This is a genomic window from Anaeromonas frigoriresistens (assembly GCF_016820655.1).
Classification (GTDB): domain Bacteria; phylum Bacillota; class Clostridia; order Tissierellales; family SIT17; genus Anaeromonas; species Anaeromonas frigoriresistens.
Genome location: NZ_WSFT01000039.1, coordinates 121,015 through 146,988 on the forward strand (window position 1 = coordinate 121,015; position 25,974 = coordinate 146,988).

The window sequence follows — 25,974 nt, forward strand, 5'->3', positions numbered from 1 at the left end:
ATCTCCTATAGAATAGCTACGGTGAAGCGTATTATAAGTAACGGTGGTTATTCTAAAAATTATTTAAGTAAGTATATATTTACTGCAAGTCATGTCAAGTTTCCGGTTAGATAGTTTGGTATAATATTCTTACAGGGAGGGATCATGGTTGTCAATTAATACGGTAGAAAGCATGGTTAACTGGATAGAAGTTAATATTAAAAGGAATCCAACACTGCCAGAAATGTCAAATTACGTTGGATACTCTCAGTTTTATTGTTCAAATAAATTTCATGAATATGTTGGAATTACTTTTAAACAATACTTATCAAAGCGTAAATTAACTCTAGCTGCGATGGAAGTGAAAAATACACAGGATAGACTTTTAGATATAGCATTAAAATATGGATTTTCCTGTCAAGAAAGTTTTACAAGGGCCTTTGTGGATGCTTTTGGATGCACCCCCAATCAATATAGAAAGACTTCGGCTACCATTCAATTATATATGAGGCCTACTAAGCTTCCTGTTGAAAATGTTGAATTTTTGAAAACTTAAACAAAGAAGTTAGTAAAGGGAGAGTAGAATGAAATTAGGTAGAAATGATTTATGTTGGTGTGGTAGTCAAACTAAATACAAAAAATGTCATGAGGAGTTTGATAATAGGATTGAGCTTTATAAAGCCCATGGACATATAGTCCCACCTATGAATATTATAAAAAGTACTGAACAAATAATAGGAATACGTGAAAGTGGAAAAGTTAATATTGCAGTTTTAGATTACATTGCTGAACATATCCAGACAGGTATAACTACAGAAGAAATTAACCAACTTGTCTATGAAAAAACAGTAGAATTTGATGCTATACCAGCACAACTTGGATACGAAGGATTTCCCAAAAGTGTATGTACTTCTATTAACGAACAGGTATGTCATGGGATACCATCAAAAGATACAATACTAAAAGATGGAGATATTATCAATATTGATGTTTCAACCATCTATCAAGGATATTTTTCAGATTCATCTAGAATGTTCTGTATTGGAGATGTATCTGACAAGAAGAGAAAACTGATTCGCATTGTGCAAGAATGTATTGATTTAGGATTAAGTCAAGTAAAACCCTGGGGATTTATTGGAGATATGGGTCAAGCAATACATGAGCACGCTATAAAAAATGGATACTCCGTAGTAAAAGAAATAGGGGGACATGGGATTGGATTAAAATTTCATGAAGAACCATTTGTAAGTTATGTTTCCAAGAAAAAAACAGAGATGTTGATGGTGCCAGGCATGATATTTACCATAGAGCCCATGATTAATGCAGGGACGGAGGAAATATTCTTAGATAAGAAGAATAGTTGGACTATTTATACGGCAGATAGACAGCCTTCAGCTCAGGAGGAAATTATGGTATTAGTTACAAAAGACGGATATGAAGTATTAGCATATTAAAATTTAATACAAACCTCAGTTATAGCGATAAAATGAACAATATCATGAGTAGCTGGGGTTTTTAATATTGATATTAAGGGAAAAAGCTTAAAACTAGTGACTAAATATCAATAATCATACTCCCAAAGGAAACCTGAAGAAATATTGGGTTAGTATCTAAAAACTAGATGAGTAACGTAGATTAAGAGTTTATACACTCCACGGATATATGAGTGGTTAGATCATTAGGACTTTTAGGATTCTATAATAAGTATAAGAAAAAAATGATCGAAGAAAGGCGATTTACTTGAAGAGTAGAAGGACAAGAATCATTGCTTTTATAGGAATAACATACCTTTTAACTATATTATTTCATATTTTATTGAAATTATTGGGAGGACAATCAAATCCATTCACTATTAATCTATTAGGTATTCCTATGCTCTTTCCATTTGTTGCTGTGCTTATGATACAAAGAACATTTTTAAAAGAAAAGCTTAAATCTTATATTGACCAATTTCTTAAACCTAATTGTTGGTTTTTATATGCATTACTAATTCCTATATTAATGGCGTTGTTTGTGAATATGTTGGGAATAATTTTATTTGAAAGTAATATCATAGGCATAAAAGGTGCTATAAAAATATTAGTAGTAAACATAGCTTTAGGAGTATCAATTGCAGCTGGATCTGCCTTTTTTGAAGAAGTAGGTTGGAGAGACTTTTTATATAAAGAATTAAAACATGTAGGTGTTATAAAATCCTCTATATTAACGGGAATTGTGTGGGCTGTGTGGCATATGCCAGTTGTAATAGGTTATAAATATGCAGATAGTCTCTTAAAAGGTTTAATAATTAACACCTTACAACTATTTATACTCTCATTAATAATTAGCTATATTAGATATAAGTCCGGATCTGTAATTGCTGCTTCAATAATACATGGAATGATAAATACATTATTTCTTTCTTCTTATACTATTTTTTTTAGTACTACAGATGTTTTTGATGTTGAATGGATCAGAATTCTAGCTGGATTTCTAGTTTTAGCTATTATTCTGATATACAAATATATTAAGAAAAAAAGAGAACAGGGTCTTTATTTCAGCAAAACCAAAGCAGTTTAGAGATTCTTTATAAATAAAAACCTAGGTTAGAGCGATACAATGAATATTTACATAAATTCAAGAACTTATTACTATTAAAGTATTAAATAAGCATAACTGAGTTATATAATTTTATGAACTAGGGGAGAGATCATATAAAAAGAGACAAGTATTGATAGGTAAAAAAGTTGAATTAACACCAACAACAGAAAAGGATTTAGATTTTATTTGTAATTTTGAAACAGATAAAAGTTCATGATCTTATTATTTTTAGAAATAAGGACGAAAGAGAATATCGATTGGGATGGCATATATTTAGAGCTATAATGATTATCGTAAAAGTTGGGAAATTGGATATGCAGTGCTACCTGATTATCAGAAATTTGGATACGGAATTGAGAGTGCGAGTCTTTTATTAAAATTTGGATTTCAAAATCTAAAAGCACATAAAATTGTTGGAATGTGTAATAGTGAAAACCTTGGATCTTCAAGGATTATGCAAAAAGTTGGGATGTGTAGAGAGGAATTTTCAGAGAAGAATTGTTTTGGAATGGGAAATGGACTGACCAATATTTTTTTTTCAATATTAGATAAAGAGTATTTTTATAATAAATAATATAACCATGTATTTATATATAGTATGTATATAGAAGAAGTCAGAGGACATTTACAACAGGTTGATAGGGTTGTATCTATAAGGGGTTATAGTTCCCTATCAATCATTTTAATATAACCTTTTATTTCATCGGTTAATTCTATTCCTTTATACCATGTTTCTCCTTTATACCATGTTTCCATTGACAAAGGTTCGTTGTTAAAGTATCTAGCCTTTATTATTATTTCTGGTCTATATTCAAAGTGTAATATATCGAAGTGGTACCATTTACCTCCCCAGATAAAACCATTTTTTTCAAATACTCTTACTATTTCCCTTGGGTATTCAGATAATCTTTTTTGTCCTTGATCGTTACTGGCCCATTTCCAATAATCTCTATCGTCTCTTTTTAAATCAATAGCTATTCCAAAGGAGTGGGGACTTAGACGTTTAGTCCCTGAAATAACACGATAGTTATATGTACCACTAGATGGAAATAAGCAGGAGTATATTTTATTATTTTTCATAGCTAATAAAGATATCTCCCTTATGCTATTTTTTAAGGCTTCTTCTGCATTGTTATTTCTATTAAAGGAAAAATATTTATTGTTTAAACTTACCTTTTTAAGGTTAAGCTCCACTTCTCTTCTTGATTCTCCGTAAACTTCCTTAAAGAAACTGTCTACTCTAATCCGGCCAGGGTCAATATTCTTATCCATGATTGTATGTATATCCTTTATAGGATATATCTGTTCCATCATATCCTGTAAGTCTGGGTTATTTAATTTTTCCTCAAAACTCTTTTCAATTTTATCATCATAAAGAATTTTATTTCCAGATTGCATTATTAAATATACATTTTCCCCTTCTTTTGTTAAATCTCTAATATACCCTGGATAGGCCATCATTAAAGATAAAATATCTCTTTTCATATTTATTTCATAACCACTAATTTTTTCACTAGGATAGATCATATCACTGATAAATTCATTTTTATTGCAGGATGTTAATAACAAAAATAATATACTAACAATAAATATATTTTTTTTCTTCATGCCATCATCCTCCTCCAATATTATAATTCCCAATTCAGTAAAAAAAATAAGACTCTATTTAAGAATATTCGAGGTTATTATCTATGTTTTAGTATTAGAATCAAAATACAAACATACTATTAACTAATTATGATTTTGGAATAAATATATTTTAATGAAAGGTATACATAGATATGAAGAATATTAATAGAAAAAATCTTTTTAAAAGTGAATCTTTAATTAATGCTTTTATTTTAATAGCTCTAATACTGTTATTATATTTAATTACTTCATTATACTTTATCAATCATTGCTTTTTTAACACTGTAATAAATGGAGTAGATGTATCATTAAAATCACATGATGATGTAGAGGATATAATTAAAAGTTATATCGTAGATTACAGGTTGCAGTTAATTGAAAGAAATGGAGAAATTGAAGAAATAATAGGGAAAAATATTGAAATGCAATATAATGTAAGGAATAATATTCATACAATTTATAGACTACAAAACTCATTTAAATGGGGAGGCTCATTATTCAAGAAGCAAAGATATTATGTAGATAATTTGTTTATGTATAATGAATATAAATTAGAAAATAAAATAAATCAATTAAATTGCTTAAATGAAGAGATTATAGAACCTCAAAATGTTAGTTTTAAGTATGAAAATAGTTTATATGAAGTGAGTAAAGAAGTATACGGAAATAAAATAAATAAATATAAGTTAATTAAAAATATAAAAATGAGTATTTTGCATGGAGAAACAATATTAGATTTAAATGAGAACTTTTGTTACGAAAATCCGAAGTACACTTTAAGTTCTGATAAAACTCTAAAAACTAAAAATTTACTAAATAAGTATATATCCACAAATATCACTTATCTATTCGGGAAGGAAAAGGAAATATTAGATGCAAATAAAATAAATCAATGGCTTAGTGTGGATGAAAATTTAGAAGTAGAAATAAATAAAAGCTTAGTTTATAAATATATTCAGGAATTGAGTGAGAAATATGACACAGTTGGCGTAGCGAGAAGGATAAAAACATCTACAAATAAAATAGTTGAAGTTAAGGGTGGATTTTATGGGTGGAAAATCAACCGTATTGCTGAAACAGAAGCATTAGTGGAACATATAAAACATGGTAAGGTACTTAAGAAAGAACCAAAATATATTCAAAGGGCCCTATATAGGGGTGAAGATGACATTGGAAATACTTATGTAGAAATTAATATAACAAGACAACACTTATGGTTTTACAAAGATGGAAAACTTATAACCCATGGACCTATAGTGACAGGTAATCCTAATAAAGGATATTCTACTAAGGTTGGAGTCTATATGCTTAATTATAAAGAAAAAGGATCGACTTTGAGAGGGCAAAATTATGAAGCTAAAGTAACTTATTGGATGCCTTTTAACGGAAATATAGGGATACATGATGCACGATGGAGATATTCATTTGGAGGCGATATATATATAAAGAATGGAAGTCATGGATGTGTAAATGCCCCGTTATATTTAGCTAAAAAAATTTTTGATAATATAGAAGATGGAACGCCTATTATTTGTTATGAGGAATAAGATATGATTTTACATTAAGTATTATCTTTTAGAGAGAGGCTATGTTCTAGTAATATTGAAAATAAGGATATATCAACAATATTATTGATATATCCTTATTTTGTTTCTTTATAATAGATATCAAAATATATTACTTACATTAGAATTCTTTTCATACTTAATACCTAATCATAGTAAAATTATCCCCAATTAAAACTACTACATTCTAACTTAAAAATGAATATATCTAAATTTACTTTATAAATAATTAGTTGAGTATAATCTATTATTCTATAGGTATATAACCTTTGTAATCATTCCACCAGGGGGCTCCCCATTATTTGACTGATGAAAGGTCTTAGTTCCATTTAGTGGCCATATACCTGGATTGTTAGCAATTAACTCTACGTCGATTCTTCTACCTGATGCAATGTCAATGGTATCATCCCAAAAACCTGGTCTACCAAATCCATCAACAGATACAATTCTAAATTGATGACCATGTAAATGCATTGAATGGGAAGTACTAGTTTTAGTAATAAATCTAATTCGTACCTTTTCACCATAGCTAAAGTATAGAGGTGATGTATCGGGAAAGGATTTCCCATTGTTGGACTAATAATACGTAATCATGATGAGGTATAGTCTCCTCATTATTGGGAAGTACGATAAAAGCACCTATAAGACCCTGGGGCATCTTAAATGCTTCTGGGGAGTGATAGAAAAATGTACCAGTCTTCCAACATAAAATTTTATAAGTATATGATTCGCCTGGATTAATTCTTGGGGTTGCTGGTTCTATAGCAGGAGCTCCATTTTGTGAATTAGGCTTTGGTAATCCATGGACATGAACAAATGTTGGGTGATTCGTTTTATTTTCAACTGTAAGATAAATCCATTCCCCTTGTCTCATAATAATTGAAGGTCCTGGTGTCCCGCCATTATATCCTAGTGCTTCAGTTGTAAGATTTGATAATATATTATGTTTAATTGGTTTTGCTTCAAGATAAAAATGTCGTATATTACCTTTTCACTTGTAATTTACAATTTTCATATCAGGGGCCGAAACTCTACTTTCCCAGACTTATAAATAATTGGGTGAGGTATTAGTAAAAGAGTTTATACTTGAATATTTCACCAAAGTTACCTCCTTAAGTTTAAAACTCTACTGTAATATTATATTTGCTGATTTAAATAAAGTTCCAAATTTACTAGAGTTAACTTAAGGAAAATAAATACTTACTTAGATGTAAATATAGAATTATTTACAAGCTACAAAAGGAGGAATAGATATAAAGTTATAGAAATATTACATAGATTGTTTTTGAAATCATATAAATAATATAATAAAAATACTCATCAACCAAAGTTGACTAATTCATAAATGTAAGAGTAAATTACTAAAACAAGGTAGTCCAAAGGTTCTTTATAAAATAAAAAGCTAGGTTAGAGCGATACAATGAATTATGTCATAAATAAGGATGACTTTTTCTGGTATGCATTTATATATTATACAGGAACAGATTTATCTTAATAAATTGAGATTAATTTATAATTATTGAAGAAGGAATATCTACATAATTTCAAGAATTTATTACTATTAGAATATTAAATAAGCATAATTGAATTATATAATTTTATGAACTAAGGAAGGAATGATATAAAATGAGATCAGTAATGATAGGTAAATAAGTTGTATTAACACCAACAACAGAAAAGGATTTAGATTTTATTTGTAATTTTGAAACAGATAAAAATATATGGCTTTATGAAGATTATGTAAAAGAAGATAAAGCTGCTACTAGAAAATTATTTTTAGATAGAATGAAGGAAGATGTAAAAGTTCATGATTTTATTATTTCTAGAAAGAAGGACGAAAGAAAAATATCGGTTGGCATGGCATATATTTGGAGCTATAATGATTATCGGAAAAGTTGGGAAATTGGATATGCATTGTTGCTTGATCATCAGAAATTTGGATACGGTATTGAGAGTGCAAGTCTTTTGTTAAAATTTGGATTTGAAGAGCTAAAAGCACATAAAATTGTTGGGATGTGTAATAGTGAAAATATTGGATCTTCGAAGATTATGCAAAGAATTGGGATGCGTAGAGAAGAAATTTTCAGAGAAGAATTGTTTTGTAATGGAAAATGGACTGATCAATGTTTTTTTTCAATTTTAGATAAAGAGTATTTTGATAATAGAAGATAGCAATAAAAATATATATTTTAAAACTGTACCTACAACGTTTCGATGGACAATATCACAAATAAATTATATGTATCCATAACATAAAAAATAGAGTAATAAAATTAATATAAAAGGAAACTTTAATAGAAATTTGAGGTAAAAAAGTTAAATAAGAGAGAAGAATATAGTGTGATTGAACGAGGATATATCAGATTTACATCTGATATATCCTTTATTATAGGCTTAGTTATAGTTGATTATTGGTTTTTATATAAGAATTTCATAATGTATTATCAATTAATTATGCAAAAAATCTTTTAAGTCAAAATTACTTTTTTTATTTTATTATTATTTTTGTTGCAAATGCAATAAAAATGAATTATAATCTATATATATATTATTGCATTTGCAACAAAATGTGTCTTGAGGAGGTAATTATGACAGAAATTCTTCGAGAAATTGGAATGATAGCAAGAGCTTTAGGTTCTATTAGTAACATAGAATTTAAAGAATATGACCTTACAAAAGGACAGTATTTGTACCTTGTACGAATATGTGAAAACCCAGGAATAATTCAAGAAAAATTAGCTGAGATGATAAAAGTAGATCGAACAACAGTAGCTCGTGCTATAAAAAAACTTGAAATCAATGGGTTTATTGAAAAGAAACAATACAAAAATAACAAAAAAATTAAAAAACTCTTTCCAACAGAGAAAGGGAGAAATGTTTACTCTTTTATAATAAGAGAACATGAATATTCCAATACCGTTGCATTACAGGGATTTTCGGAAAGAGAAGAAAAAACTTTTTTAAATCTTCTTCAAAGAGCAAGAAAAAATGTAGAAAAAGACTGGGACTTTGTAAAAAAGGGAAACAAGAGAAATTATTAATTATGTAAAGGAGGGACATATTTAAATGCTTATAAATACAAGAAAGTGTACTATTGAAGATTCATGCAAACTTCAAAAAATTAGTTATGAAACATTTAATGAGACATTTAAGGATCAGAATTCACCTGAAAATATAAATTCCTATTTGGAGAGGTCATTTAACTTAAAACAAATAGAAAAAGAATTATCTAATACTTTTTCGCACTTCTTTTTTGTTTATCATAATAATGAAGTCGCTGGATATTTAAAAGTTAATACCAATGATGCTCAGACTGAAGATATGGGTGATGATTCACTTGAAATTGAGAGGATTTATATAATAAATAAATTTCAAAAACATGGACTTGGAAAATCTTTGCTAAATAAAGCTGTGGAAATTGCGATTGAACTTAATAAAAAGAAAATCTGGCTTGGAGTATGGGAGCAAAATGAAAATGCTATTGCTTTTTATAAGAAAATGGGTTTTGTTCAAATAGGAGACCACTCTTTTTATATGGGTGATGAAAAACAAATAGACTTTATAATGACCAAAAAACTTATATAATTTAACAGAGTAGCAATATTGACAACTTTTTTTAAAATTGTGAGTTTGTTTTTTAAGCAAACGTTCGTTTTTAGTCTTTGGAAGATAGCATATTTCAAATTTTATAATATAGGAGGTATCCTAATGAAAAAGTTTATTATTGAAGATTCTTTTTGGAGCCTATTTCCTAATGCAAAAATTGGTGTTGTGATTTGCAATGGTATAGATAACTCTATAAAAGAGAAAGAACAATATGAGGAAATGATTTTTGAGGCAGAAAAGGAAGCATTAAAGTATTTACAAAATGAAAATTTTAGCAATAACCCTGTGATAAAAATATGGAGAGAATCATTTCAAAAATTTAAAACAAAGAAAGGGGCAAGATCATCTATAGAGGCATTGCTAAAGAGAGTTCATAAGAGAAATCACATAGGAACTATTAACCCATTAGTTGATATTTACAATTCTATTTCACTGAGATATGCATTACCATGTGGTGGTGAGGATATAGATAAATTCGCTGGTAATATAAGATTGACTACTGCTACTGGCAATGAAGAATTTATTCCACTTGGAACCGACGAGAACTCACCTCCATATGAAGACGAAATAGTCTACAAGGATGATAAAGGTGCAATTTGCAGATGTTGGAACTGGCGTGAAGCAGTAAGAACAATGCTTACAGAAAATACAACTAATGCTTTTTTATGTATTGAATTGACTGATGAAAGTAGATTAGTAGAATTTGAAAATGCACTAAAAGAACTAGCCAAAGTAGTACAAGACAATTTAGGTGGAACAATTGAAACTTCAATTTTAGATGTAAATAATAAGGAAGTAGCAATAAGGTAGTTGTAGCTATAAAAAGTATTATATATTGAAATTGAAAAGGAGGATATGTCAGTACTAGTGCTGATATATCCTCTATATTTTGTGGTATGTCTCTAATTATTAAATATAATAAGGGATTGTATTTATTAAATGATTTTTTTATTTGATTAATTAATAATATTATTGTAGATGATTAAAGTATATGATAGTATATGAGTATAATTGAATATACTCATATATATGAGGTGGTGAAGGACTAATGATAGATATATTCAAAGCTTTAGGAGACGAGAATAGACTTAGGATTTTAAACCTTTTAATAAAGGCTGACCTATGTGTATGTGAAATTGAAGTGATTCTTGATATGAGTCAATCAAATGTTTCTAGACATCTAAGCAAACTAAAGAAAACAGGAATAATAAGTTCGTCCAAAGATGCACAGTGGGTACACTACAAAGTTAGTAATGAATTTGTGAATAATGATAAGTTACTTTGTAGATATCTGAAGGAAAAGTTTACATCAGAAGATGTATTTACTAATGATGTGAGAAGATATCAGAAATATAAAGAAAATAACATGAATTGTCAGTGGATTACTGAGAATAAAGATAAAGTACAAAATATTATAAAATAGAAGAAGAAAAAAAGAGTTAAGAAAAAGATATAATAACATCTGAATAAATGGATATATTTGGTGGTTATTTAACGGTTAGGGTTGAACTTTATATAAGTGTAGGTGTAATGATTGCAAATAGAACTAGAAGATGGTTTAAGTAGAATAGATAAAAGGAGTGTATTAATATGAAAAAAATGATAATATTCGAACCGGCAATGTGCTGTCCAACAGGAGTTTGTGGACCAGGAGTAGATAAAAACCTGTTAAGAATTTCTACAGTGATAAATAATTTGAAAAGCAATGGAATAGTAGTCGAAAGATATAATCTTTCTAATAATCCACAAAAGTTTTTAGAGAATAGCGAAATTAATAAAATAATTAGCAATGATGGAGTAGATTCATTACCGGTTACAATGGTAGATGAAGTTATTGTAAAGATGAAAGACTACCCATCAAATGAAGAGTTTTGTAAATTGCTAGATATATCTCCAGAAAATTTAAAGCCTACTGATAAAAAAGATTCTAATGGATGTGGATGTGGAGATGGATGTTGCTAAAACTAGAAAAGGAGAATTTTAATGTTATTAAAAAGTTTTAATATATCAAAACTTAATTTAACTAAATATATATTTTTTACTGGAAAAGGTGGAGTTGGAAAAACTTCAACAGCCTGTGCCACAGCAGTAAATTTAGCTGATGAAGGAAAGAAAATTATGCTTGTAAGTACGGACCCTGCTTCTAACCTGCAAGATGTATTTAATACTGAATTAAATAACAAGGGTGTTTCTATAAAAGAAGTACCTAATTTAGTAGTTGCAAACTTTGATCCAGAAGAAGCTGCATTTGAATACAAAGAAAGTGTAATAGGACCTTATAGAGGGAAATTACCCGAAGCAGTATTAAACAATATGGAAGAACAGTTGTCTGGTTCATGTACTGTAGAAATAGCTGCATTTAATGAGTTTTCAAATTTTATAACAAATGAGAAAGTTGCTAAAGAATATGATCATATAATATTTGATACAGCACCTACAGGACACACACTTAGAATGCTACAATTACCTTCTGCATGGACTAATTTCATTGATGAAAGTACTCATGGAGCATCATGCTTAGGACAGCTTTCTGGCCTTGAAGATAAGAAAGGAATTTATAAAAATGCTGTTGATAACCTAGCAGATGAAAAGAAGACTACACTAATATTAGTGTCACGCCCTGAGCTATCACCATTAAAAGAAGCTGAGAGAGCTTCTAATGAGTTAAAAGAAATAGGAGTTAAAAATCAAATTTTAATTATTAATGGAATACTTGATTCCTATGATGATGATCTATCTAAATCAATTTGTGAAAAACAACAAAGAGCACTGAAGAATATGCCTGAGACATTTGAACTTATTCAGAAGTTTAAAATTCCTTTAAGACCATATAACATAACTGGGCTAGAGAATGTAAGATCATTTTTAAAATATAATAATATAAAATATAGCAATGAAAAATTAGAAACAGAAAAGATACACAAATTAAATGATGTGATAGAAGATTTATATAGTAGTGATAAGAAGGTGATTTTCACAATGGGTAAAGGGGGGGTAGGCAAAACAACAATAGCTTCAGCAATTGCACTAGGCTTAGCTAAAAAAGGTAAAAAAGTTCATTTAACAACTACTGACCCTGCAGCACATTTAAAGTTTGTACTAGAAGAAGGAAATAATATTACTTTAAGTAGTATAGATGAAAAAGAAGAACTTGAAAAATATAGAGAAGATGTATTAAGTGAAGCTAAGGGTACAATGAGCGATGAAGATATTGAGTATATTGAAGAGGATTTAAGATCGCCCTGCACCCAAGAGATAGCTGTATTTAGAGCTTTTGCTGAAATAGTAGAAAAATCAGAGGATGAAATTGTTGTCATAGACACTGCGCCAACAGGTCATACATTATTACTATTAGACTCAACTCAGAGTTATCACAAGGAAATTGAAAGATTCCAAGGGGATGTTCCAGAGTCGGTTAAAAAACTATTACCAAAGCTAAGAAATGAAAAGGAAACCGAAGTAATTATTGTAGCATTAGCAGAAGCTACACCAGTACATGAAGCGATAAGATTAGAAAAAGACTTAGATAGAGCTGGTATACACAGCAAATGGTGGGTTATTAATTCAAGCTTTTATACAACTAATACAACTAATACTATTTTAAAGGTAAAAGCTAGTAACGAAATACAGTGGATTAATGAAGTAAATGAAATATCTAACGGAAACTTTTCAGTTATAGAGTGGATACCTGAAGAAGTAAAAGGAGAAATATTAAGTAAACTGTTAGATTAAATGAAGGAGAAATACTGATGAAATAGTAGATACTATAAGAGACAATAGAATAATTTCAAATAAATTAATATCTATGCTAAAGAAAGGATATTAGAAAAGTGATAATCATTTAAGTACAAGTAGGTATGCAAATGAAATTGAAAGTTGCATTTGTTTGTGTTCACAACTCATGTAGAAGTCAAAGAGCAGAAGGCTAAGCAAAGAAGTTAGGTAGTGATATTTTGAAGGCTATGTTAGTATTCACTTTTTTATTTATGAAACTATAAAGATTTTTATATTATTACCTAACTTATATCTGTAATATTCTATATTCAAATTTACTTTCCACCAGAAAGAATAAAGAGAATCTTTGGAGATATAAAAGAAGTTAAAGGAAATATTTTAGGAGAGCTTTTCAAATATTATATAGAGTAATTATATGATATAACTAATGATATCTAAAAAAATATTTGACTAAACAATATTTGTATTATACAATTAAATTAAATGAGGTGATAAAATGAAAGAGTTAAATAAAACATTTCAAAATGAGTGTGCTAAATGTGATGATGAGAATATGGAACAATGTTGTATTAAAGAAGTAAGAGAAACAACTCAAAAAATGGTTAGAGTTTTTCAATTATTTGAAAGAGACCAAATAAAAGTATCAGGATTTACCACTTCCCAGTGTTATTCTCTAATAGAGTTACTAAAATCCGATGGTCTAACTATGAATGAATTAAGTGAAAGAATGAATTTAAATACTAGTACAATGACAAGAATAGTAGATAAACTTGTAAGAGATAAATATCTAGTAAGAGAAAGGTATCAAGAAGATAGAAGAGTAGTAGTAGTAAAGTTATCAGAAAAAGGAAGAAAAGCTTCATTAGATCTAAATGAAAGATTAAATCAATATTATGAAAAGATAATTGAAAACTTACCTGAAGGTAAAGTTGAAGAAGTGCTAGATTCAGTATCTTTACTTTTAAATGCTTTTGAAAAAGCAAATCCAAATTGTTGTTAAAAATTTTTAGAGAGTATTTGTATCATACAAGTAAAAATTGTTATAGTAAGTTTGCAAAGATACTATAACAATAAAGAAGAAAAATAAGATAATACTTAATACTTGTATGATACAAACAAAATAAAGGAGGATATAAAATGATTAATATTTTAAAAGACATTGTATGGACTGTATTGAGGTACTTAAAAGCAGATTGGTGGATTTTACTTATTGGTATTTTATTAGCTGTATGTATTAGAGTTTATGTGGATGAGAACAGCTTTAATAGATATTTAAAAAGAAACTCAAAAGCATCCATCTTGTCTTCCATAGGATTTGGAGCTTTAACACCCCTTTGTGCTTGTGGAACTATGGCAGTATTATTATCGATGTTTATTACGTCTATGCCATGGGGACCAGTAATGGCATTTTTAGTATCTTCTCCATTAACTAGTCCTTCAGAATTTATGTTCCAAACAGCATTTTTTGGAACTAAATTTGCTATAGTAGTAGTGATTTCATCAATTTTATTGGGTTTACTAGCAGGACTATTTGCACACTTTCTAGATTTAAAAACGAACTTTTTTAAAGGACAGTTTAGGATTATTAAAGATAATGATATAGTCATGGGTAAATCTCAAGTACAAAGTATAAGTTGTTGTTCTGTAGAAAATGATCAAGTGGGAATTATAAGTTCATCATCTTCTTGCTGTAGCAATAAAGAGACTTTAATAAATAAACTAAAGATTAAAGACTTTATTAGGGAGTTTATTAACTTAGGCATAAAGAAAGTTTTATTATATTTTATTATCTTTATTGCTATTGGTAGAGTAGCTGAACTTATTATTCCTAAAGAGTGGATAATGTCATTGTTTAGCTCAAATAGAGTATATTCTATTCCATTAGGCGCAATTATTGGATTACCACTATATGTTTCAGGACCATCTGCTTTGCCTTTGATGAAGTCCTTTATGAACTCAGGAGCCAGTTCAGGAGTACTATTGGCATTTCTTATTACTGGTAAAGCAACAGGGGTACCTGTTATAGCAGGTATGTCCACAATATTAAAGAAAAGAGCAATATTATTCTATGTACTATTTGTGTATTTAGGAGGTGTTATATTTGGATATGTATACCAACTATTAATGAGTATAAGTTAATTGTATTATAATTAAGTGATCTTTAAATATAAAATATTAATTAATTAAAATTAAGAGAATCCTATATTAGAAATGCATAATTAATCTAATATAGGATTCCTTCAACTTCTCTTGTATCATATTGTAGTATTTCAGTATTTCCTTGGAATAAATATCTTATAATATAATAATCAGGAGATTTATATATTATATTTAAATCTTCAACCTCTTGGGTACTTAAATAATTTTCTATATCTTTAATATTGTCTTCGATATTATCCTCATCTTTCTTTGATTCGCTTAATCTATACTTAAATCTTGTCCAGCTAAGTATAGCTATTCTTATTATATATTTATTTCCTGCCATAAACTCCCTCCTTATATTCTGTTATATTTCGTTTAGATTATAACATAATAATATATGTTAATCAATTTTAATTGCATTTACTATTGTTTAATTATAATATATTATATATAATTTATATTAGCTTATAAATGATTATAGTAGAAAGGGATGAATTTATGAATAATGATGATGAAATAATGACTATTAGTGAAGTAGCTAATTATCTTAAAATAAGTGAAGTTACTACCTATAAGTTTGTTAAGGAAGGAAAAATTCCTGGATTTAAAATTGGACGACATTGGAGAGTAAAAAAAGAAGATCTAACAGAATTTATCGAAAAACAAAAAAGAGGCGAAAGACTATAAAATGTCTTAATTTACAAAGGAGGAATTTAAATGCTAAAAAATGATATGAAAGAAATATTAAATTCATGGGTAGTTAATTCTTATAATATATGGATGGGTGAAGCAACCAGAGAATTAATTAATGAATTGACTGATTTAAAAGAAGAATTGATTAAATATGGGATAACAGATATAAATATAATTGGATTTGACGAGGAAAAAATCACTTATAGATATACTTATAGAGCTAGCCAATACACAGATGCTGTATCTTTATAAGGGTAAAATATGAATAATAATATGGTAACTACAAAATTTTCAAATAAGTTTTTTTATTATGGATATATAATTATTTTTATCGCTGCTATGGGACTTATGTTTTCAGGCCCGGGGCAAACCTATTCTATTTCTCTTTTTATTGACTCCTATATTAAGAACTTTAGTTGGGGTAGATCTTTAGTAGCTAGCTTATATTCAGGTGCTACTCTTTTAGCATCATTTATCTTACCTTCTATTGGGAGAAAAATTGATGAGTTAGGCCATCGAAAAATGATGACCATAATACCTATATGTTTAAGTATAACTTGTTTTTTTATGAGTTTTGTTTTTAGCCCTATAATGCTTTTTATAGGATTTGTATTTTTAAGACTATTTGGTCAAGGATCTATGACTCTTTTATCTTCTACTTTAGTTCCACAGTGGTTTGAAGAAAAAAGAGGATTAGCTTTAAGCCTTATGTCTATAGGAGGAGTTATAGGATCTGCTTTATTTCCTTTATTAAATAACACATTAATATTAAATACATCTGTAGAGTTTACTTGGAGAGTTTTATCTCTATCTTTAGTTCTAATTATGGCTCCAATGGGCTATTCATTAGTAAGGAATAGACCCGAAGATTTAGGACTACTTCCTGATAATAAGGATGTTAATGATTCAAAAAATCATGATATGGATAAAGAAATTCTTAAAAACTCTTGGACTGCTAAAGAAGCTATGAAAACAAGAGCTTTTTGGTTTATGATGTTTTGTATGACTATTCCTTCTTTTATTAATACAGCTATTGTTTTTCATATAGTATCTATATTTAAAGATCAAGGATTTTCATCTACCTTTGCAGCTTCTGTTTTAAGTATAATAGCATTAACTCAGTTCCCATTAACTTTTGTAGCAGGATTTGTTGTAGATAAGATAAAAGTTCATTATATAAAAGCTATTAATTATTTAATACTATTTATATCAATGTTATTTTTATACTTAGGAATAAATCAGCATATGCTAATATTTTATGGTGTTTTTAATGGGCTTTTCATAGCCTTTGATTCCGTTAGTACCAATGCACTGTGGCCTAACTATTTTGGTAGAAAACATTTAGGTAGTATAAGAAGTATGTCAATGACAGCTATGGTTATCGGTTCATCAGCTGGACCTATCATCTATGGATTAGGATATGATATTTTTAAAGGATATGGGGAAATTATTCTTATCACGTTAATCTTCCCTATATTAGGAAGTATTGCTTCATTTTTATCTCCTGCTCCTAAAAAAGATTTATTATAGGAAAGGAAGTGTCTAATGTCTGTAAAAAAACATCCAGATTATATCGAAGAAAAAGAAAGACTAGAATATACAAAAGAGTATATTGAGGAAGTTCTTACTGCTACAACAGATTATAGAGATAAATATAAAAGTAATATAAAAGAAGCTATGAAAGAATTAGATTATCTTGATAGTAGTCAAAGTTATATCAATATAATTCTTAATTCAAAGTTTATGGAGACAGCAGAGAAGAATTTTGAAGCCTTATACAAAGTTAAAGATAAACCCTATTTTGCTAGAGTTGACTTTCAAAGAGAAGAAAATAATAAAAAAGAAAAATTATATATAGGTAAAACTTCTTTGTATAGAGCAGAAGATGATATCCCCTTAATAGTGGATTGGAGATCCCCAGTTGCTAATATATATTATGAAGGTAGGCTTGGTCCTATAACTTATGAAACTACTGATGGAACTCAAAAAGGAGATATACTATTAAAAAGACAGTTTACTATAGAGCAAGGAGAACTAAAAGGAATCTTAGATGTAGACGTCACAACTAATGATTCTTTTTTACAGTCATCCTTAGATGCTAATGTAGATAATAGATTAAAGGATATTGCATCTACTATACAACGAGAACAAAATAAAGTAATAAGAGCTCCTATAAACAAACCCCTTATAGTTCAAGGGGTTGCTGGAAGTGGTAAAACTACTATTGCTCTTCATCGTATAGCTTATTTCATATACACCTATGAAAAGACTTTCTCTCCTGAAAACTTTATGATTATTGCCCCTAATAATCTTTTCTTAAACTACATTTCAGATGTTCTTCCAGAATTAGGTGTTGAAGATGTAGTCCAAACTACCTTTGTTGACTTTATGAGAGATTTAGTAGGTAAAAAATATAAGTTAGTAAATAAAAATAAATATATAATTGATTCTGTAGAAGATAATGTAGAAAATAGTTTATATAGATGGTTAATTTTATTTAAAGGTACTTTAGATTTTAGAAATATAATTGATAATTATATTAAAGAATTTGAAACTAATTTTATTCCTAATGAAGATATCTTATTAGGGGATATCACTCTATTAACCTATTCAGAAATCAATGATATGTTTTTGGTGGATTTATCTTACTTACCTTTTTTTAAGAGGTTAAGTAAAATTAAAACTAGAATATCTAGAAAATTAAAAGAAGTTAAAAAGGATATATTAGAAAGTACTATGAATTATTATGATAGTAATATAGAAGATATAAGGTATTTAGAGGAAGATACAGAAGAAAGAAGACTAAAAATAGTTTCTTTGATTAATGAAAGGGACGATAAAATAAAATCTATCAAAAAGCAAAGTAGTACCCTAGTAAAAGATTACATGAATAATTTTGATAAGAAAAAAATTATAGAATATTATAATCACATTGTATGTAATAAGGATAATCTTAGAGAATATTCTAAAGATATATTAACAGAAGAACAAATTGATTTTATGTATAACCACTCAAAAAATATTTTATATGACAATAAACTTGAATTAGAAGATTATTCGCCTCTAGCCTATATGAAACATAAAATATTAGGTTTTACTAAGAAATTAAAAATGAATAATGTACTCATAGATGAGGCGCAAGATTTTAATATATTTGAGTTTTATATACTAAAAGAAATTTTAAATACAAATATGTTTACACTATTAGGTGATATTTCTCAAGGTATTCATTCTTATAGATCCATAAACGACTGGGATGAAGTAATGGAAGGAGTATTTTCCAAAGAAGAGACTAGCTATATGTCTTTAGTACAAAGTTATAGAACTACTATCGAAATAATGGACTATGCTAATAAAATAATAAGTAAAATAGATAACGATAAAATAGATTTAGCAAAACCAGTAATAAGACATGGAAATCCTCCAGAAAGAGTATCTTTTAAATCTAAAGAGTTATTAATAGATAAATTACATGATAAAATCCAATCTGTGAAGGAGAAGAACTATAAAACGATAGCAGTAATATGTAAAAGCTTAGAAGAATGTAATAAAATAAAAAAACAAATGAATAAAGATATTGAAATCAATATCTTAACAGATAAGGATACATCTTATAAGGGTGGAGTAGTATTAGTTCCTTCCTATTTAGCAAAAGGGTTAGAATTTGATTGTATATTTATAGTAAGTATTGATGAGGATTATTTAGATAAGGATTTGGATATTAAATTATTATATGTAGCAATGACAAGGGCTTTACATGAAGCTTATATCTATCATTTAGAGGGAAACTTAACTCTTTTAGATGAAATATAAGTAGTTTTTAATAATTTTGAATTAATAATCATTCTATCATATAATTCCTTAATTTAAAGTTTAAATTCCCATACCAAATAGTATATCAATATACTATTTGGTGTGGATAAATATTAAAAGACTCATTTATCTATATTAAGATGAACTGTACTATAAATAATCTAAAAAACATTTCCTTTTTTCATATATTTTATATGCAGGAAGGATTTTATTGTTTAAAGGTGGATATAACATTATATTAGCTATCTCTTGTCTACTTACTGTAATAATAGTAGGAAATAAAATAACATATATAATAGGACTTAAATTTAAAGGGGACTATCAAGTATAACATCAATATGAAGCATGGGAAAGAAAATAATTAAGGGATAATCATGACTATGATAATTTATGGATACTTATCAATATTGACACTAAACAATTGAATGTAATAGATTTAGATACTAAAGAGATCATAAAAAAATATACAGTATCCACTGGAAAAGATGATACACCGACTCCTATAGGAGATTTTAAGATAATCCAAAAATCTCAATGGTGTGGTAGTTTTGGATCAAGATGGATGAAACTAAATATAGAATGGAGTAGTTACCGATAAGAATACGAGAATAAGTGTGATATCTAGCTGTCTACATAGAGAATAATATACTAAAATTGCAATCAGACAATAGATTTTTTAATTTTTATAGCATCCTGTATCATAAATGACTACTAGCTTTAAATAATATGTTTTCCTATTATGATTAAAGATTGATTGTGAGATTATTAGATGGATCAGAGGGTGAATGGGAAATTTAATAGGTGTAATAAGGATAAGTCTATTAGGGTGGAGTTCACCCTGATGGGCTTTTATATTTGAAAGGTATTAACAATAAAAATTAAGCAAATAAGAATAAATATTTATTGTAAAACGATAAAATATCTGTTAAAATCAAATTAACAATAATTAAATGAGGTGTTTATAAGGAAACGAGAAACAATTTTTTTAAAGCTAGTTGTGTTTTTAATTGGAATTTCAGTTCTTACTCTATGTATATTTGGGTTACCTTGGATATCTAGGGACGCAGAAGAAAGCAGTTGGAAAATGGCTTATAATCTATATGGTTTTTTAATAGCTATGTATGTATCAACTATATCATTTTTTGTTGCTTTGTATCAGGCATTTAAACTTTTAAGTTATATTGACACAAATAAAGCTATTGCAGTTATCTGAAAAGACTTTTAAAAATATAAAAAAACTGTGTAAACACAATCAGCATATATATATACTTAGCATGTACTCTTATATATCGTAGGGGAAGTAGACGATGCTCCAGCTGTCATATTGATTGGAATGATCTTTATATTTACACAAATGGTTATCGTAGTATTTACTGTTGTAACCCAAAAACTGTTGAAAAATGCCATAGATATAAAATAAGATAATGATTTAACGATATGAGGTGAATGCCATGGCAATTATAATTAATATTGATGTAATGTTAGCTAAAAAAAATGAGTGTCACAGAACTTTCGGAGAGGGTTGGAATAACGATGGCTAACATTTCTATATTAAAAAACGGAAAAGCAAAAGCTATTAGATTCTCAACTTTAGAGGGAATATGTAAAGCTCTAGAGTGTCAACCAGATAATATTTTAGAATACAGAAATGATATCGAGGAGTAAGAATGTCAAAAATAGAGGGTAAAAAAAATTAAGACTTATGAGGTGAATTTATGTATGACATTGTAATAGTAGGGGCGGGCCCTGCAGGTTCTAACCTTGCACGATTAATTGGAGAAAAATATAAGGTTTTATTAATAGATAAACGGGACCTAGAAAATGAGAGTTCCAAAAACCGTATAAATAAATGCTGCGGAGGATTACTAGCACCTGATGCTCAGAGAATGATTGCAAAGTTGGGTTTAGGAGTACCTAAAGATATTCTAGTTGATCCGCAACTTTTTTCTGTAAGAACCATTGATTTAACTAATAATCTTGAAAGGCTATATCAGAGATTCTATTATAATATGGATAGAGAAAAATTTGATAGATGGCTAGTTTCCATACTTCCAACTGGTATTGATAAAAAGTTTAACTCTTTTTTTAAAAGTTTTGCTAAAATACCAGGGGGATATCAAATTAAATATATTTATAATGGTCAAGAGATATCTGCAAGGACCAGAGTTATCGTAGGTGCTGATGGTGCCATTTCGAAATTAAGGAAATCTATGAGCAAGGATATAAATATTCCTCAAAGGTATATCTCAATTCAGGAATGGTTTGAGTGTTCATCTTCTATGCCCTATTTCACAGCTATTTTTGATGAAGAAATAAGTGATTTCTATTCTTGGGTAATACCAAAGGATAATTACCTATTATTAGGGTCAGCCCTTAGACCTAGGGAGAATACTAGAGAAAAGTATGATATATTGAAAACAAAATTAACACCATTAGGCTTTAATTTTGGTAATAAAATAAAAACAGAGGGGGCATTTATATATAGGCCTAAGAAGGTATCACAGTTTTATATAGGAAGGGATGGTATAGCTCTAGTTGGAGAAGCTGCAGGTGCGATTAGCCCAAGCTCAGCAGAAGGAATTAGCTACGCATTAAAAAGCTCTTTATACCTAGCTCAAAGTCTTGATGAGGGAATAGATGGATTTCTGGATAGATACAAACAGAAGATAAAGGATATCAAGTTAAATTTAATTATTAAAAATTTAAAATCCCCAGCTATGTATAATCCATTTCTTAGGCAGTTAGCTATGAAATCAGGTTTTCAAAGTATTAAATAAATTATAAGTTTAACAAAGATACGGGTTAAGACACCAGGCTTTAAAAAGAGGCCCTTAATAAAAAGCGTATGTTTCTGCCAAAAACTATCATTATTTTACCAAAACACATGTGGAGTGTATAGCGCTGATAGAGCGAGTTTAGAGAGCTTTATATATTCCCTCAAACTAAGGTATGGGAAAATTTTGATTTAAGGGGAACTCACTAATGAGAGAATATTATACTAGAATTTCAACATAGCGAACAGTGCTAGAGATTATAGTACCATAAAGTAATTTAAAAGTGAGCCATTCACATGAAACATTTTCAATGCTATAATCTAGTTAAAATTATAATGTATACGCTAATAAAAGAGTTAATAGGTACGGTTCTGATAGATCTGATTTTTAATACCCAAAACCGCAGTTACAGAAATACGGTGAACCGTACTATAAGTAATGGTGGTTTTCCTTACAGACAAGTAATATAAAATGTTCGATAGTTTAATTGATATAATGAATATTGAAAAGTCACAAATAAAAAGAGATTTAAGGAGACTATACACTTCGAATCTAATCTCATTCTGTTTATTATATTTTTTTATACTACAAATATTGTTTGTTAATTACATTGAAAAGAATAAAATCTAGACTTACGTTAATATTTTGGGCACAAAAAGTTTAACAATTTAGGAAGTTGACCTAAGGTAATTCTGAAATTGTTTTGGAGTCATGTTCTTGGTGTTACTATGGATTCTTTTTCTATTTTACCAAGACTCAATGAATACAAAGATTGGTCTCTTAGCGTCATTGAAATTCCTATACTTTTTGTGATTCACTTCTTATTTCTTTAATATTGGATAAAAACTTTTGACAATACCACACCAAGTGGGGAGGAAGTAAAATGAAAAAATATACATCGAAGAATCCATTAGTTATAATTTCATTGATATTTACAATTTTAGTGGTTTCAAGATTTATTGAGTACAGATAGTACTATTTTAAATGAGAATTTAGTACATAAGATTTTTGGTATTATATTATTGTATTTCATCTTGAAAAAATTCAAGTTTACATGCAAAGACATTGGTTTCAAAAAAGACAAGATTTTTTCAAGCTTTATTTTTTGGAATATGGCATATTGTAATGCCTATTAGAAGTGTAATTGATGGAGAAATGAATGTGACAATGGCACTTGTTATGGAGTATTGGATACATTCTTTTATCTCTTATGATGGGGGTAAAGTTAGGAATACTTACCCTATACTCTGGATCTATATGGGCAAGTTTTTTTGAACACACATTAAACAACACCGATATAAATCTTATTCATGTTACTACAAATAATGGCACTGATAGCATGCAAATAGTTCGTGTTGTACTTACACAAATTTTATCTTTAATAATTGTTTATATATACAGTGTTAAAAAGAAAAAAAGTCAAACCATCTATGTATAATTGTAAAGAAGATATACTAAGGAATCTATAAACTTGAATTAACGAATTTTGATGATTTTAAAGTGAAAGACAAATTAGTTAGGAGCATGAAATAATTGACTTTCGAAGTTATATCTAAATAATTATGCTGAAAGTAGCACACAGCTCTAGATAAGAGAAGAAATGTTTTCTTAAGCAATACCGAAGATTATTGGAAATGTAAGATAAGTTACATTATGGTACCAAATAGAGATTAAGTAATAATGAACTTAGAACTAGATACGAACTAACATTTTAGTTGGCTGTCTGTAGAGAGAAATAGATCAAATTAAACATTGTGATATCACTAATATAATTTGTTATCTTTTATTTTGGCTTAGAAATTTTTTAATCATTTCTATATCCATAGGTTACCCTCTTTCTAAATGGTAAGTATCTTAGTAAAAAGTACGTACTTGTATTTAAATTCCAATGAAACTATAATTTATTATATAATATCTAGATATAAATTAACACAAATAAGAAAGTGGAGTAAATTTTATGCAAAACAAATATGATGTTGATAAAATAGGTAAGCTACTGGAATTATTTCAACTCATATCAAGTTTATATTAATTCAAAATGATAAAATACTATATTTGAATTAATTTGGATTTACAGTATTGAAAGTTCCAAAGGTGTATTAAGGTAATTGTGATACAATGAGATTAACCATTAGATATAGAAAGGACTCATAAATAAATGAAAAAGCATATATTAATGATAACACCTGAAAATCAAGAAATTAATAAATTTAGAAAAAGACAGTTTAATAATTTTACTCAAATCACAATGCCATATTTAGCTGGATTTATAGATGAGACAAGATATGAAATTAATTTAATTGATGAATATAATCAAGATATACCGTATTATAATACATTCGATTTAGTAGCGATTACAGTAAATACTCCAAATGCTAATCATTGTTATAACATTTCAGAATTATTTAGGAAGAGAGGAATTAAGGTTATAATGGGAGGACCCCATGCAACATTATTACCAGATGAGGTTAGTAAACATTGTGACTATATTATTATTGGAGAGGCAGAAAACACATGGCCACAATTTCTTGAGGACTTTTATAACGATAATCCCAAACAGAGATATATGTCAAAGGATGCTCCGGAGTTAAATAATATTCCTATACCTAGAAGAGATTTAATAGGAAAAAGGTATTTTACAAGGGGTGCTGTTTTTGCTACAAGGGGTTGCCCTTATAATTGTAGTTATTGCAACTTAAAACAAATATATCATAATTGCTTTAGAAAAAGACCTATAAATGAACTAATTAGTGATATAAAAACAATAAATAGTAAATACTTTGTGTTTTGGGATGATAACTTGTTTTCAGATAAGACATATGCTAAAGAGTTACTGCTAAATCTTAAGAGATTGAAGAAAAAGTGGGCTGCACAAGTTACTTTAAAAGATTGTGAAGATAGAGAACTGTTAAATCTGGCAAAATCAGCAGGATGCATATATTTATTTGTTGGATTAGAATCCTTTTCTGACGATACGCTTATAAATGTAAATAAAGAAATAAATAAAATAGATGATTATAAAAGAATTATAGATTTGATACATGAATATAAGATTATGATTCAAGCAGGTATAGTTTTTGGATTTGATACTGATGATAAGCTAGTTTTTTCTAGAACTCTAAAGATTTGTGAGAATTTAGGGATAGATGGAGCAACAATAAGTATACTAACTCCTTTACCCCGTACACCAATATATAATAAAATGAAATTAGAAGGTAGGTTAATTACAGAAGATTGGAGTTATTATAATGGAAAGACTAGAGTTGCATTTAGTCCTAAAAATATGAGCTGTAAAGAGTTATATGAAGGATATATGTGGTTCAGGAAAAATTTTTATTCCCTCAAATCATTTAAGAAAAGAATGAAAGCTTCTAAGACGAATATATTTTATAATTTTATTATTAATTTAGGATACAAACTGTCAATCAGATAGGAGTAGATGACTATTTATTATGGAT

General features: G+C 28.3%; 24 protein-coding genes and 4 pseudogenes. 24 read left to right on the forward strand and 4 right to left on the reverse strand.

Going from position 1 to position 25,974, the window contains the following annotated elements; all coding sequences use genetic code 11:
• The first annotated feature begins 148 nt into the window (after positions 1 to 148).
• From GOQ27_RS10920 to GOQ27_RS10935, 4 genes and pseudogenes are all read left to right on the forward strand, one after another.
• Entirely contained in the window at positions 149 to 535 is a 387-nt protein-coding gene (locus GOQ27_RS10920; protein ID WP_203366896.1) for a helix-turn-helix transcriptional regulator, read from the forward strand.
• A gap of 28 nt (positions 536 to 563) precedes the next feature.
• Positions 564 to 1,433 carry a methionyl aminopeptidase gene (locus tag GOQ27_RS10925; protein WP_203366897.1) on the forward strand — a complete coding sequence of 290 codons (870 nt, stop codon included), beginning with the start codon at positions 564 to 566 and terminating at the stop codon, positions 1,431 to 1,433.
• Positions 1,434 to 1,719: 286 nt separating this feature from the next.
• Entirely contained in the window at positions 1,720 to 2,538 is an 819-nt protein-coding gene (locus tag GOQ27_RS10930) for a CPBP family intramembrane glutamic endopeptidase (protein WP_203366898.1), read from the forward strand.
• Positions 2,539 to 2,857: 319 nt separating this feature from the next.
• Positions 2,858 to 3,133 (forward strand): annotated as a pseudogene (locus GOQ27_RS10935) (GNAT family N-acetyltransferase); the annotation flags it as partial.
• 86 nt (positions 3,134 to 3,219) lie between these two features.
• Here the strand turns inward: GOQ27_RS10935 and GOQ27_RS10940 are convergent.
• Positions 3,220 to 4,167 (reverse strand): M15 family metallopeptidase, encoded by a 948-nt coding sequence (locus GOQ27_RS10940; RefSeq protein WP_203366900.1) that lies wholly within the window; start codon positions 4,165 to 4,167, stop codon positions 3,220 to 3,222.
• 173 nt (positions 4,168 to 4,340) lie between these two features.
• On the opposite strand from GOQ27_RS10940, the gene GOQ27_RS10945 reads away from it, so the two are divergent.
• Positions 4,341 to 5,735 (forward strand): L,D-transpeptidase family protein, encoded by a 1,395-nt coding sequence (locus tag GOQ27_RS10945; RefSeq protein ID WP_203366901.1) that lies wholly within the window; start codon positions 4,341 to 4,343, stop codon positions 5,733 to 5,735.
• A gap of 270 nt (positions 5,736 to 6,005) precedes the next feature.
• On the opposite strand, the gene GOQ27_RS10950 is transcribed toward GOQ27_RS10945, so the two are convergent.
• Positions 6,006 to 6,263, reverse strand: coding sequence for a multicopper oxidase domain-containing protein (locus GOQ27_RS10950; protein WP_350445906.1), 258 nt, complete (start codon positions 6,261 to 6,263; stop codon positions 6,006 to 6,008).
• Positions 6,264 to 6,282: 19 nt separating this feature from the next.
• A complete protein-coding gene (locus tag GOQ27_RS10955; protein ID WP_203366929.1) occupies positions 6,283 to 6,735 on the reverse strand; it encodes a multicopper oxidase domain-containing protein in 453 nt (150 codons plus the stop codon).
• A gap of 686 nt (positions 6,736 to 7,421) precedes the next feature.
• Between GOQ27_RS10955 and GOQ27_RS10960 the strand changes: the two are divergent.
• From GOQ27_RS10960 to GOQ27_RS11000, 9 genes and pseudogenes are all read left to right on the forward strand, one after another.
• Positions 7,422 to 7,925, forward strand: a pseudogene (locus GOQ27_RS10960) (GNAT family N-acetyltransferase); the annotation flags it as partial.
• 416 nt (positions 7,926 to 8,341) lie between these two features.
• On the forward strand, positions 8,342 to 8,794 hold the full coding sequence (locus tag GOQ27_RS10965; RefSeq protein ID WP_203366902.1) for a MarR family winged helix-turn-helix transcriptional regulator: 453 nt from the start codon (positions 8,342 to 8,344) through the stop codon (positions 8,792 to 8,794).
• Positions 8,795 to 8,819: 25 nt separating this feature from the next.
• Complete coding sequence (paiA, locus tag GOQ27_RS10970; protein ID WP_203366903.1) at positions 8,820 to 9,338, forward strand: spermidine/spermine N(1)-acetyltransferase; 519 nt, start codon at positions 8,820 to 8,822, stop codon at positions 9,336 to 9,338.
• Positions 9,339 to 9,461: 123 nt separating this feature from the next.
• Positions 9,462 to 10,169, forward strand: coding sequence for a B3/B4 domain-containing protein (locus tag GOQ27_RS10975; RefSeq protein ID WP_203366904.1), 708 nt, complete (start codon positions 9,462 to 9,464; stop codon positions 10,167 to 10,169).
• 238 nt (positions 10,170 to 10,407) lie between these two features.
• A complete protein-coding gene (locus tag GOQ27_RS10980; protein WP_203366905.1) occupies positions 10,408 to 10,782 on the forward strand; it encodes an ArsR/SmtB family transcription factor in 375 nt (124 codons plus the stop codon).
• 167 nt (positions 10,783 to 10,949) lie between these two features.
• Positions 10,950 to 11,321, forward strand: a complete 372-nt coding sequence (arsD, locus tag GOQ27_RS10985) for an arsenite efflux transporter metallochaperone ArsD (RefSeq protein ID WP_203366906.1) — start codon at positions 10,950 to 10,952, stop codon at positions 11,319 to 11,321.
• A 21-nt stretch (positions 11,322 to 11,342) separates the two neighbouring features.
• Positions 11,343 to 13,091: an arsenical pump-driving ATPase gene (gene arsA, locus GOQ27_RS10990; RefSeq protein WP_203366907.1), complete on the forward strand. Its 1,749-nt coding sequence runs from the start codon at positions 11,343 to 11,345 to the stop codon at positions 13,089 to 13,091.
• Between the two features lie 499 nt (positions 13,092 to 13,590).
• A complete protein-coding gene (locus tag GOQ27_RS10995) occupies positions 13,591 to 14,094 on the forward strand; it encodes a MarR family winged helix-turn-helix transcriptional regulator (protein WP_203366908.1) in 504 nt (167 codons plus the stop codon).
• Positions 14,095 to 14,231: 137 nt separating this feature from the next.
• Complete coding sequence (locus tag GOQ27_RS11000) at positions 14,232 to 15,233, forward strand: permease (RefSeq protein ID WP_203366909.1); 1,002 nt, start codon at positions 14,232 to 14,234, stop codon at positions 15,231 to 15,233.
• Between the two features lie 85 nt (positions 15,234 to 15,318).
• Here the strand turns inward: GOQ27_RS11000 and GOQ27_RS11005 are convergent, their stop codons facing one another.
• Complete coding sequence (locus GOQ27_RS11005; protein WP_203366910.1) at positions 15,319 to 15,579, reverse strand: hypothetical protein; 261 nt, start codon at positions 15,577 to 15,579, stop codon at positions 15,319 to 15,321.
• 128 nt (positions 15,580 to 15,707) lie between these two features.
• Between GOQ27_RS11005 and GOQ27_RS11010 the strand changes: the two genes are divergently transcribed.
• The 10 genes and pseudogenes from GOQ27_RS11010 to GOQ27_RS11055 all read left to right on the forward strand — a co-directional run bounded on the left by GOQ27_RS11010 (position 15,708) and on the right by GOQ27_RS11055 (position 25,949).
• Positions 15,708 to 15,923, forward strand: a complete 216-nt coding sequence (locus GOQ27_RS11010) for a helix-turn-helix domain-containing protein (protein ID WP_252187810.1) — start codon at positions 15,708 to 15,710, stop codon at positions 15,921 to 15,923.
• A gap of 30 nt (positions 15,924 to 15,953) precedes the next feature.
• Positions 15,954 to 16,181: a hypothetical protein gene (locus GOQ27_RS11015; RefSeq protein WP_203366911.1), complete on the forward strand. Its 228-nt coding sequence runs from the start codon at positions 15,954 to 15,956 to the stop codon at positions 16,179 to 16,181.
• Between the two features lie 9 nt (positions 16,182 to 16,190).
• Complete coding sequence (locus GOQ27_RS11020; protein ID WP_203366912.1) at positions 16,191 to 17,459, forward strand: MFS transporter; 1,269 nt, start codon at positions 16,191 to 16,193, stop codon at positions 17,457 to 17,459.
• A 15-nt stretch (positions 17,460 to 17,474) separates the two neighbouring features.
• Entirely contained in the window at positions 17,475 to 19,742 is a 2,268-nt protein-coding gene (gene helD, locus GOQ27_RS11025) for an RNA polymerase recycling motor HelD (protein ID WP_203366913.1), read from the forward strand.
• A gap of 400 nt (positions 19,743 to 20,142) precedes the next feature.
• Positions 20,143 to 20,340, forward strand: coding sequence for a L,D-transpeptidase (locus GOQ27_RS11030; RefSeq protein WP_350445907.1), 198 nt, complete (start codon positions 20,143 to 20,145; stop codon positions 20,338 to 20,340).
• Positions 20,341 to 20,739: 399 nt separating this feature from the next.
• A pseudogene (locus GOQ27_RS17515) lies at positions 20,740 to 21,162 on the forward strand (DUF2975 domain-containing protein).
• Positions 21,163 to 21,193: 31 nt separating this feature from the next.
• Positions 21,194 to 21,407: pseudogene (locus GOQ27_RS11040) on the forward strand (helix-turn-helix domain-containing protein).
• Between the two features lie 50 nt (positions 21,408 to 21,457).
• Complete coding sequence (locus GOQ27_RS11045) at positions 21,458 to 22,519, forward strand: FAD-binding protein (protein WP_203366915.1); 1,062 nt, start codon at positions 21,458 to 21,460, stop codon at positions 22,517 to 22,519.
• A gap of 1,210 nt (positions 22,520 to 23,729) precedes the next feature.
• A complete protein-coding gene (locus GOQ27_RS11050; RefSeq protein ID WP_203366916.1) occupies positions 23,730 to 23,954 on the forward strand; it encodes a hypothetical protein in 225 nt (74 codons plus the stop codon).
• A 738-nt stretch (positions 23,955 to 24,692) separates the two neighbouring features.
• Positions 24,693 to 25,949 (forward strand): B12-binding domain-containing radical SAM protein, encoded by a 1,257-nt coding sequence (locus GOQ27_RS11055; protein ID WP_252187811.1) that lies wholly within the window; start codon positions 24,693 to 24,695, stop codon positions 25,947 to 25,949.
• Positions 25,950 to 25,974: the final 25 nt, after the last annotated feature.

Coding starts and splice junctions, on each gene's coding strand:
- GOQ27_RS11000 (WP_203366909.1), top strand. CDS start 14,232: ATGATTAATATTTTAAAAGACATTGTATGGACTGTATTGAGGTACTTA.
- helD (WP_203366913.1), top strand. CDS start 17,475: ATGTCTGTAAAAAAACATCCAGATTATATCGAAGAAAAAGAAAGACTA.
- GOQ27_RS10975 (WP_203366904.1), top strand. CDS start 9,462: ATGAAAAAGTTTATTATTGAAGATTCTTTTTGGAGCCTATTTCCTAAT.
- GOQ27_RS10925 (WP_203366897.1), top strand. CDS start 564: ATGAAATTAGGTAGAAATGATTTATGTTGGTGTGGTAGTCAAACTAAA.
- GOQ27_RS11015 (WP_203366911.1), top strand. CDS start 15,954: ATGCTAAAAAATGATATGAAAGAAATATTAAATTCATGGGTAGTTAAT.
- GOQ27_RS11045 (WP_203366915.1), top strand. CDS start 21,458: ATGTATGACATTGTAATAGTAGGGGCGGGCCCTGCAGGTTCTAACCTT.
- arsD (WP_203366906.1), top strand. CDS start 10,950: ATGAAAAAAATGATAATATTCGAACCGGCAATGTGCTGTCCAACAGGA.
- GOQ27_RS11050 (WP_203366916.1), top strand. CDS start 23,730: ATGGGGGTAAAGTTAGGAATACTTACCCTATACTCTGGATCTATATGG.
- GOQ27_RS10965 (WP_203366902.1), top strand. CDS start 8,342: ATGACAGAAATTCTTCGAGAAATTGGAATGATAGCAAGAGCTTTAGGT.
- GOQ27_RS10945 (WP_203366901.1), top strand. CDS start 4,341: ATGAAGAATATTAATAGAAAAAATCTTTTTAAAAGTGAATCTTTAATT.
- GOQ27_RS11010 (WP_252187810.1), top strand. CDS start 15,708: ATGATTATAGTAGAAAGGGATGAATTTATGAATAATGATGATGAAATA.
- GOQ27_RS10980 (WP_203366905.1), top strand. CDS start 10,408: ATGATAGATATATTCAAAGCTTTAGGAGACGAGAATAGACTTAGGATT.
- GOQ27_RS10995 (WP_203366908.1), top strand. CDS start 13,591: ATGAAAGAGTTAAATAAAACATTTCAAAATGAGTGTGCTAAATGTGAT.
- arsA (WP_203366907.1), top strand. CDS start 11,343: ATGTTATTAAAAAGTTTTAATATATCAAAACTTAATTTAACTAAATAT.
- GOQ27_RS11055 (WP_252187811.1), top strand. CDS start 24,693: ATGATAACACCTGAAAATCAAGAAATTAATAAATTTAGAAAAAGACAG.
- paiA (WP_203366903.1), top strand. CDS start 8,820: ATGCTTATAAATACAAGAAAGTGTACTATTGAAGATTCATGCAAACTT.
- GOQ27_RS11005 (WP_203366910.1), bottom strand. CDS start 15,579: ATGGCAGGAAATAAATATATAATAAGAATAGCTATACTTAGCTGGACA.
- GOQ27_RS10940 (WP_203366900.1), bottom strand. CDS start 4,167: ATGAAGAAAAAAAATATATTTATTGTTAGTATATTATTTTTGTTATTA.
- GOQ27_RS11020 (WP_203366912.1), top strand. CDS start 16,191: ATGAATAATAATATGGTAACTACAAAATTTTCAAATAAGTTTTTTTAT.